Annotated in this window: 7 protein-coding genes; 4 read left to right on the forward strand and 3 right to left on the reverse strand. The window is 43.7% G+C overall.

Translation table 11 applies throughout. The features are described from left to right. Positions 1-267 precede the first annotated feature (267 nt). Positions 268-2,325 carry a 1-deoxy-D-xylulose-5-phosphate synthase gene (gene dxs / locus ACT3TU_RS07850; protein ID WP_192523644.1) on the reverse strand — a complete coding sequence of 686 codons (2,058 nt, stop codon included), beginning with the start codon at positions 2,323-2,325 and terminating at the stop codon, positions 268-270. A 462-nt stretch (positions 2,326-2,787) separates the two neighbouring features. Here dxs and ribA point away from each other — a divergent pair, with 462 nt between their 5' ends. The 4 genes from ribA (at position 2,788) to ACT3TU_RS07870 (ending at position 6,522) form a co-directional block, all read left to right on the forward strand. Further along, on the forward strand, positions 2,788-3,483 hold the full coding sequence (ribA, locus tag ACT3TU_RS07855; protein ID WP_192523645.1) for a GTP cyclohydrolase II: 696 nt from the start codon (positions 2,788-2,790) through the stop codon (positions 3,481-3,483). A gap of 35 nt (positions 3,484-3,518) precedes the next feature. Then, entirely contained in the window at positions 3,519-4,526 is a 1,008-nt protein-coding gene (gene hemF / locus ACT3TU_RS07860) for an oxygen-dependent coproporphyrinogen oxidase (RefSeq protein ID WP_225735338.1), read from the forward strand. Positions 4,527-4,722: 196 nt separating this feature from the next. Continuing rightward, positions 4,723-5,649 (forward strand): IS30 family transposase, encoded by a 927-nt coding sequence (locus ACT3TU_RS07865; protein WP_444784238.1) that lies wholly within the window; start codon positions 4,723-4,725, stop codon positions 5,647-5,649. Positions 5,650-6,051: 402 nt separating this feature from the next. Beyond that, a complete protein-coding gene (locus ACT3TU_RS07870; RefSeq protein WP_192523646.1) occupies positions 6,052-6,522 on the forward strand; it encodes a c-type cytochrome in 471 nt (156 codons plus the stop codon). A gap of 170 nt (positions 6,523-6,692) precedes the next feature. Here ACT3TU_RS07870 and ACT3TU_RS07875 read toward each other — a convergent pair whose 3' ends face one another. Next, positions 6,693-7,688: a mechanosensitive ion channel family protein gene (locus ACT3TU_RS07875; RefSeq protein ID WP_192523647.1), complete on the reverse strand. Its 996-nt coding sequence runs from the start codon at positions 7,686-7,688 to the stop codon at positions 6,693-6,695. 105 nt (positions 7,689-7,793) lie between these two features. Continuing rightward, positions 7,794-8,402 carry a lactoylglutathione lyase gene (gene gloA, locus ACT3TU_RS07880; protein WP_192523648.1) on the reverse strand — a complete coding sequence of 203 codons (609 nt, stop codon included), beginning with the start codon at positions 8,400-8,402 and terminating at the stop codon, positions 7,794-7,796. Positions 8,403-8,482 lie beyond the last annotated feature (80 nt).

Here is an 8,482-nt window from a genome sequence, read left to right on the forward strand (position 1 = left end):
CACAACAAGCCAACTAGACTGGCCGCATCACACCCATAACTATGCGCTTTAAAAAACCTGCCTTTTAAAAACGACAACCGCATTATACTAAAATTATTCGATAAAAACGAAAAAGCCACGACCTTCGCCAAGCCCACCCAATATTTAGGTAGCCATCACAAACTGCGCAAGTTGTAAAAAAGTCAGCACCTACGGCTAGCAGGCGTTCGCTCTATCGATCGAGCTTTTATCTATTGCAAGCAACACACGATTCAAATCAAATATGACTTATGACAACAGTTGCTTAAGCTGTATCACCACACCCTGAACGTCTAACCCGCAGTCAGCCATTTGTTCCGCTTGCGAACCGTGCGCAGCAAAGCGATCGGGAATTCCAATATTGCGAATGGCGGGACGGCTATGTTTAAAGGCAGGCGACTCATTGAGCAAATACTCATTTACCGCACTACCCGCGCCGCCCATAATCATATGTCCTTCCAAGGTTGCAATATGAGTAATGCCTTTTGCCAATAACGCTTCTAATAATTCAGTGTCTAAAGGCTTTACCCAGCGCATATTGACCACATGTATCTGGCACTCGTCTTCAGCATACGCCTCAATAATATTTTCTGCGGCTTGTTGGGCGGTAGCAACCATAGTACCAAATGCCAATAGCGCCAGTTTTTTAGGCGCATCATCGCTACCTAATACTGACTCTATAACAGCTTCACCGATATTATAAACTTGTGCTGGTTGTTCGATAATTGCGCCAGTACCGACGCCACGTGGATAACGTACTGCTGTGCAGCCATCATATTCATAGCACGTATTGAGCAAGTGGTAGCATTCGTTCTCATCTTTTGGCGCGGCAATCAGCATATTTGGCACGCAGCGTAAAAAGGCAAAATCAAATACGCCCGCATGCGTTGCGCCATCTTCACCCACCAAACCGGCACGATCGATGGCAAACATGACATCGAGATTTTGCAACGCCACATCATGAATCAGCTGATCGTAACCACGTTGTAAAAACGTCGAATAAATCGCCACAATCGGCTTAACACCTTGAGTTGCCATACCAGCAGCTAGCGTGACGGCATGTTGCTCAGCAATCGCCACGTCAAAAAAGCGTTCTGAGAATTGACGAGCAAACTCAATCATCCCCGAGCCTTCTTCCATAGCAGGTGTTATACCAAGCAATTTGTCATCTTCAGCAGCTTTGTCACATAGGAACTGCCCAAACACTTCGGAGTATTTTAAAGCAGGTTTGTTTATAACTTGGCTGTCTTGTGACGTTTCTGTCGCGCTACTTTCGTTACCTTCAGCTGGCAACCTGCCGATAGCGTGATAGCCGACTGGGTCTAATTCAGCTGGGGCAAAACCTTTACCTTTGGTGGTATAAATATGGACTAAAACAGGGCCTTTTACTTGCTTTGCAATCGATAATACTCGCAGCAGCTCAGGGATATTGTGCCCATCAAATGGACCAAAATAAGTAAAACCAATCGCTTTAAATAAGTTGTCTTCTAGCTGCGGGACATCGCGCATCTCTTTATGACGTTTACGGCGATCAAAGCTCTTCATATCAGGGCGATGGCGTAAGATAGGCTCACCTACATCAGAGATATCAACTTGATAACCGGACTCCCAAAGCATCGCTAAATGCCGTGAAAAGCCACCGATAGAACAGGATATGGACATATCATTGTCATTTAAAATGACCAATAAATCCGCATCTTGCTGCACCGCATCATTCATCGCCTCAAAAGCCATACCACCTGTCATCGCGCCATCGCCAATAATACACGCGACCGTTTGCGTACGACCTTGATAACGCAGCGCTAAACTCATGCCCAAGCCAGCTGAGATTGAAGTGGATGAATGGCCAACGCCAAAGGTATCGTAGTCGGACTCTGCACGCTCAGGAAAAGCAGTCAAACCATCTTTTGAGCGAATGGTGCTAAGCTTATCGCGGCGACCTGTCAATACTTTATGCGCATATGCTTGGTGACCCACGTCCCAGACAATCTGATCTTGGGGGGTATCTAAAAGATGATGTAACACAATGGTTAGTTCAACCACCCCTAAATTGGCGCCGAAATGCCCACCGCTTTGACCTGCGGAATACAACAAAAAAAGCCGCAGCTCATCAGCCAATGTAATAAGCTCAGCGGTTGTAAATATATCAAGATCGGCTGGCGTAGCAATACTGTCAAGCAAAGGCGTATGGGGACGCTCGCGTGGAATCACAGCATAGGCTTGCTGTAAGTTCGACAGTTGGGCAGGAGTATCGGCAGCTGGCGCAGATACGGACTGAGACTGTGGGGAATGAATTGACTGCTGCATAAACCGTAGATACCTACCAATCTGCTGACAAGACGTTGTCTTAGTGCGTAATACTCACTAAGGCAACGCCAATAATATCCACATCGTTATCGATGTAATTAACCATATAATTGTTCATAAAACCATAAGCTATCCATGCAACTTTTATAAAAATAGCTGTGCTGCACCTAACCGCAAATACGCTGTCATAATGGCGCCATGGAACATTGCTCTGACGCTTTCATACCAAGGGACGATATTATGCCTTATTATTTTGCATCGATACCGGATGTTAGTGACGACATAGTAATGTAAGGGCAAAGACTTGTCACTGTATCCGTCAAAATAGTATGGCATAATAGCATTTTTTTTGAATTATCGCTTTAATCATCGTGCGTCGTTTGTGAACTTTGTGTGTTATTTATAATAAATACCATCAGCGCGCGCTCTACCGCCACGACTATCGGCTTATGCAGGATATTAATGTCATATCAACTTATCACTAGCGCCAAACTACCGACTCGTCATGGCGAGTTTGATATTCATATCTTTGAAAATGAAGACGGTCAAGAGCACGTGATGCTGACCGTAGGTCTGTCTGTGATCGATCAAAATACGGGCGCCAGCAGTTTACCAAACGCATTTAACACGGTAACAAACCAAGGTAATGATACGCCAGCAGAGCGACCCATTCCATTAATTCGTATTCATTCCGAATGCTTAACGGGTGATGCTTTTAGCTCATTAAAGTGTGACTGTGGACCGCAGTTAAATACAGCAATGCAGGCAATACAAGAGACCGGTTGCGGGGCTATTTTGTATCTGCGCCAAGAAGGTCGCGGCATCGGTCTCACCAATAAGATTCGCGCCTATGCCCTCCAAGATCAGGGCCATGATACCCTAGATGCCAATCTCATGTTAGGCTTACCAGCGGATGCGCGCGTTTACGATATGTGCGGCCCGATGCTCGCCCATGTCGGCATAGATGCCGTACGCCTTATTACCAATAACCCCGATAAAGTCGCTTACTTAACAGAGCATGGCATTAATGTCGTTGAGCGAGTACCATTAGTAGTTGGGGTTAACGATATGAATGAAGCATATTTAGCAACCAAGCGCGACCGTATGGGGCACCTGCTAGATAAAGATTTCAATACCGCCATACACCTTAATAAATAGACATCAATAAATAAACATCAATAAATAGATATTTTATGAGTATTTCAAATAGTAATAATAAACAAGACCTGTCAGCGACAGACTCAACCATAGCAACCAATAACGACATTCTGCGCGTGCGTGAATTTTTAGTTGATTTGCAGGCGCGCATTTGCCAAGCGTTAGAGGCTCAAGAGCGTGACGGCAGCACTGATAACCAAACGCCCGCAGTCTTTGTTCCTGATGATTGGGAACGTCCTGAAGGCGGCGGTGGTCGCTCATGCGTGTTGGCAGATGGTCAAGTAATTGAAAAAGCGGGCGTGATGTTTAGTCATATTCACGTAAAAAACCTGCCTGCTTCAGCAACCGCCCGCCATCCAAATATCGCTGGTCGCAAAGCGCAGGCCATGGGTGTCTCATTGGTTATCCACCCCAAAAACCCTAATGTCCCGACTAGCCACGCTAATGTGCGTTTATTCGTGGCCGAAGCAGAGGATGAAGACCCTATTTGGTGGTTTGGTGGCGGCTTTGATTTGACTCCATTCTATCCAGTACTCGCTGACTGTGTGCATTGGCATCAAGTTTGTCATGATCTTTGTGCGCCTTTTGGCGACAGCGTCTATCCTGACTTTAAGCAATGGTGCGACGAATACTTCCATCTACGTCATCGCGATGAGCAGCGCGGTATCGGTGGTTTATTTTATGATGATGTCAATACAGAAAGTCGCGGCTGGGATTTCGAAACCTGCTTTAATTTTATGAAAGCGGTAGGTAACGGTTACCTTGACGGTATCATACCGATTTTTGAACAGCGTAAAGACGCACCTTACACCGAAGCTCAACGTGAATTTCAGTTATATCGTCGTGGCCGCTATGTCGAATACAATCTTGTTTATGACCGCGGCACGCTATTTGGACTACAGAGTAATGGCCGTATCGAATCCATATTGGTCAGTATGCCACCGCTTGCCAGCTGGCATTATCGCTTCGAACCGACTGAGGGCACACCTGAGTTTGAATTGACCGATTTTTACCTAAAACCACGCGATTGGTTGACTTTATAGTCGATATTGGCATAATGCCTTATCAATAATGACTGCTTGTCACAGTAATTTTAAAGGTCAGCTACCCATGCTGACCTTTGTTATTTAAGATACTTAGATTAACACATGAAGTGCAATATCAAATGCGAGGTGAAAAAAAGACCTAGATGCGCTAGCATCAAAGTCTTTATCCACCGACCAAAGTGAGATTGCAACCATGAACTATACACATCTAAGCCTAGGGGAACGATACCAGATTTATGCCCTTATAGGGGCAGAACATAGTATTAAATTTATAGCTGACACATTAGGAAGAAGTCCTAGCACCATATCAAGAGAGATCAGACGCAATAAAAGCCTTCGAGGTTACCGAGCTAATCATGCTCATAACAAGGCTTGTGACAGACGCTCTAACAATGCTTTCACTATCATCGCTGATGTATGGGATTGGGTCACAGACAAGCTAAAAGACAGCTGGAGTCCTGAACAAATAGCCGGAGTTCATGGTGGTATTAGTCACATGAGCATTTATCGCTATATCTGGAGGGACAAGCTTAAGGGCGGCAGGTTATGGCAGTGTCTCAGACGCAAAGCCAAACCTTACCGTAAGCGACTAACCGCTGAGACCCGAGGCCGTATCAACGACAGAGTCTCGATTCATGAGCGCCCTTGTATTGTGGAAGAACGATCACGTATTGGTGACTGGGAAGCGGATACCGTTATCGGTCAGCATCACAAGCAAGCGATTGTAACGCTCGTTGAACGTAAAACAGGACTGCTTAAAATGAAGCGTGTGGGTCATAAAACGGCACAGCAAGTATCAGAGGCAATGATAGGTATCCTAAAGCCAGTGAGGTTACAGGTTAAGACCATTACCTCTGACAATGGTAAAGAGTTTGCTCAGCATAAGAAGGTGAAACAAAAGCTCTTTAGCGCTTTCTTCTTTGCCGATGCTTATGCGTCATGGCAGCGAGGAACCAACGAGAATACCAACGGCTTAATCAGAGAGTTCTTGCCTAAGGGTTGTGACTTTAGACAAGTCTCTGATAATGAGATACAGGACATTGAGAATAAACTAAACAACAGACCAAGAAAACGATTAGGGTTTAAAACGCCCAATCAGGTGTTCTATAATATAATTTAGCGTTGCACTTGGTGTGTTAATCTGAGATAATAAAGGCGCGCTGATTTACACCAGTAATGACTATTTTGTTGAATATCATTCGATGATCTTAAGTCCTGATAGTGAATCAATTACAAGTATTTTACAAAAAGGCACCTTATTGCTCTATTTTCTTCAAGAATATTGGGGTCTAATTAGAAGTAATATGTCTGTAAAAAGAGGTTTTCAAAAAACAGTTTTTCGACCCATTGTTTTTTGATTAACAGAGCATATTAGCAAATTTTGAGATATTAATATTTTGTACAATAACAGATGTTTAAAAATATCCCTTAAAAACTTATTCCAACAGCAGCAATTTAATCAGGTGACGAGCATTTATGCTACGCCACCTTTTTATTAGCCACGTATAAAGGAGCAGTACACATGGCCCAGATCTCTAACCAAAAATCATTGAAGTCTATCTTTGGTATCACGTTGATGGCAGCAATCTTAGGTCTAACCGCCTGTAGTAAGCCAGTCGACCCTGAAGTTAAGGCCCGTCAAGACATCATGAAAAACTTTGGCGATGCAATGAAAGTGATGGGTGGCATGGCCAAAGAACCTGATACTTTTGATGCAGAAGTATTTAAAGAGCAAGCAGCGTTTTTAGCAGAAGAATCTAAAAGCCCTTGGGGTCATTTTGAAAACCCAGAAACCATGGGTAATGCCAAAGAAGCGGTATGGTCGGATGCTGATGGTTTCAGTGCTGAAGCCGACAACTTCCAAAAAGTCACTGCTGAATTAAATACAGTCGCTCAAACAGCGACCAGCATTGATGGTGTTATGCCTGAATTCGGTAACGTTGGAGATAGCTGTGAGTCATGTCATACCGACTTTAAAGTGGAAAAAGACTAATTAGCTCTACAGCTCTGCGCTGATACAATAAAATAGCGCAATAAAGCAATACCGTAAAAAAGCCACCGTATCATGAGATATAGTGGCTTTTTTATTGGATTTTTTGGCTAAATAGACTTATCCGAGTTGTTTATTCCAGTAGCACTCGTATCGGTTTTAAAGTAAATCAACTATGGCATGTTATTGTTATAAAACTCAGTTTCATTTTTTTGATCATTAATACCACTTTGTTCATTAACTTTATTGACGATGGCATCGACTGATGGATCACTCAAATCTATGGTACGTACGGGGAAAGGCATATTCACCCCTGCGGCATCCAATGCTATTTTAATTTCTACAATCACTTGATGCGTCGAGGCGACTTTATTGGCCTGCGTGCCATCTTCAATAAACCAGCGCACCATTAAATCAATCGTAGAGTCACCAAAGCCGGTGGCAATCACGCTCGGCTTAGCTTTTTTGGATACACTGTCCGCTTTATCCAATGCCTGTATAATCTCCGCTTTTGCCGCCTCGATATCGTCTTCATAACCAATACCGACCGCCACTTGTAGGCGGCGCTGCTTATACGCCGTATTAACGGTCAATACTGAAGTATAGAGGTCTGAGTTGGGAATAACCACTTGACGACCGTCATACGTTTTAATGGTCGTGGCACGGATTTTGATGTCTTCAACCGTTCCTTCGTAATCGCCTGACACAATCTGATCACCGATACGAAATGGCTCAGACAGGAGTAACAAAATACCAGATAACAAGTTTTGAAAGATATCTTTAAAGGCAAAACCTATCGCGACCGAACCGATACCGAGCGCCCCAATCAGCTTGGCAGGGGTAAACCCTGGTACGGCAACGACCATGGCGATCATAAAACCAATAAAGACAATCAGTGCACCGCCGACTCGCTGAAACACTTTCACTAAGTTTTGATGTCGACTGCGGCTGCCCAAAAGCTTGTATACGATTTTTTTGAAGACAATCGATAAAAACCAGAAAAGTAGAATGACAACGATTGCTGCGACAAAATAGGGTATACGCTCTACAAAGCCCACCACTATCTCATTTGCCGAATCGATAATGCTTTGATAGCTCAATGCATCAGCCGTTGACGATACAGCAGCTGTCTCGGTATTTACTATCGTTTCTGCCTCAGAGGTAGGCATTTAAGTGTCACTCCTTTAATTATTTTTCTCGTTATCAACTGGTTTTTAACTTGTATGAGCAAGCGTTGCTTATAGGGTGTGTTGAAATTTAGGATGTGTTGAAATTTAACCCATCAAATCGGCTTGTACAATTTCAATCCAGTAGCCATCGACGTCTTTGATAAAGGCAATATTTTTCATGCTACCATCTTCTGGGCGTTTTTTAAATTCGACCGCATTTTTATCAAACCAAGCGACCGCATCTTCTAAATTAGGCACACTAAAGCAAATATGACCAAAACCTTGTGGCTCTTGGTTGCCATCATGATAGCTAAAATCTGCTTGGGTTTCGGTACCATAATTATGGGTAAGCTCTAGAATACCGCGCTGACGAAAGGCAAAAACCTCTAAATCATCCCCCGATGGTAGATTTTCACGCTCGCTCTCGGTTAATTTAGCTAAAAAGTATAAATCAAAACCCATGTCAGGGAATTTTTTGACCGCAAGTAACGTCATCCCAAGAACGCCCGTATAAAACGCCAACGATTTAACAGGGTCTTTGACTCGCAGCATGGTGTGATTAAAGGTAAAGCCTGTGGTTTGACCTGAGATAGACTGAATACCATCGACATTTACGCTACTAGCTGGCTGAGCGATTAGTGGCTCATTATTATTGTTATCGGTGGCTGAACCTGTATTTGAATGAGAAGAGGAAACAGACGAAGAAATAGACATAACTATCCTAATATTGACAAAGTAGAGAGTTTTAAGACGAGCGAGCAACCGTTATGGTGCCCGCTCAGCCTTCTATCATA

Source organism: Psychrobacter sp. AOP3-A1-26 (assembly GCF_052378235.1).
Taxonomy (GTDB): domain Bacteria; phylum Pseudomonadota; class Gammaproteobacteria; order Pseudomonadales; family Moraxellaceae; genus Psychrobacter.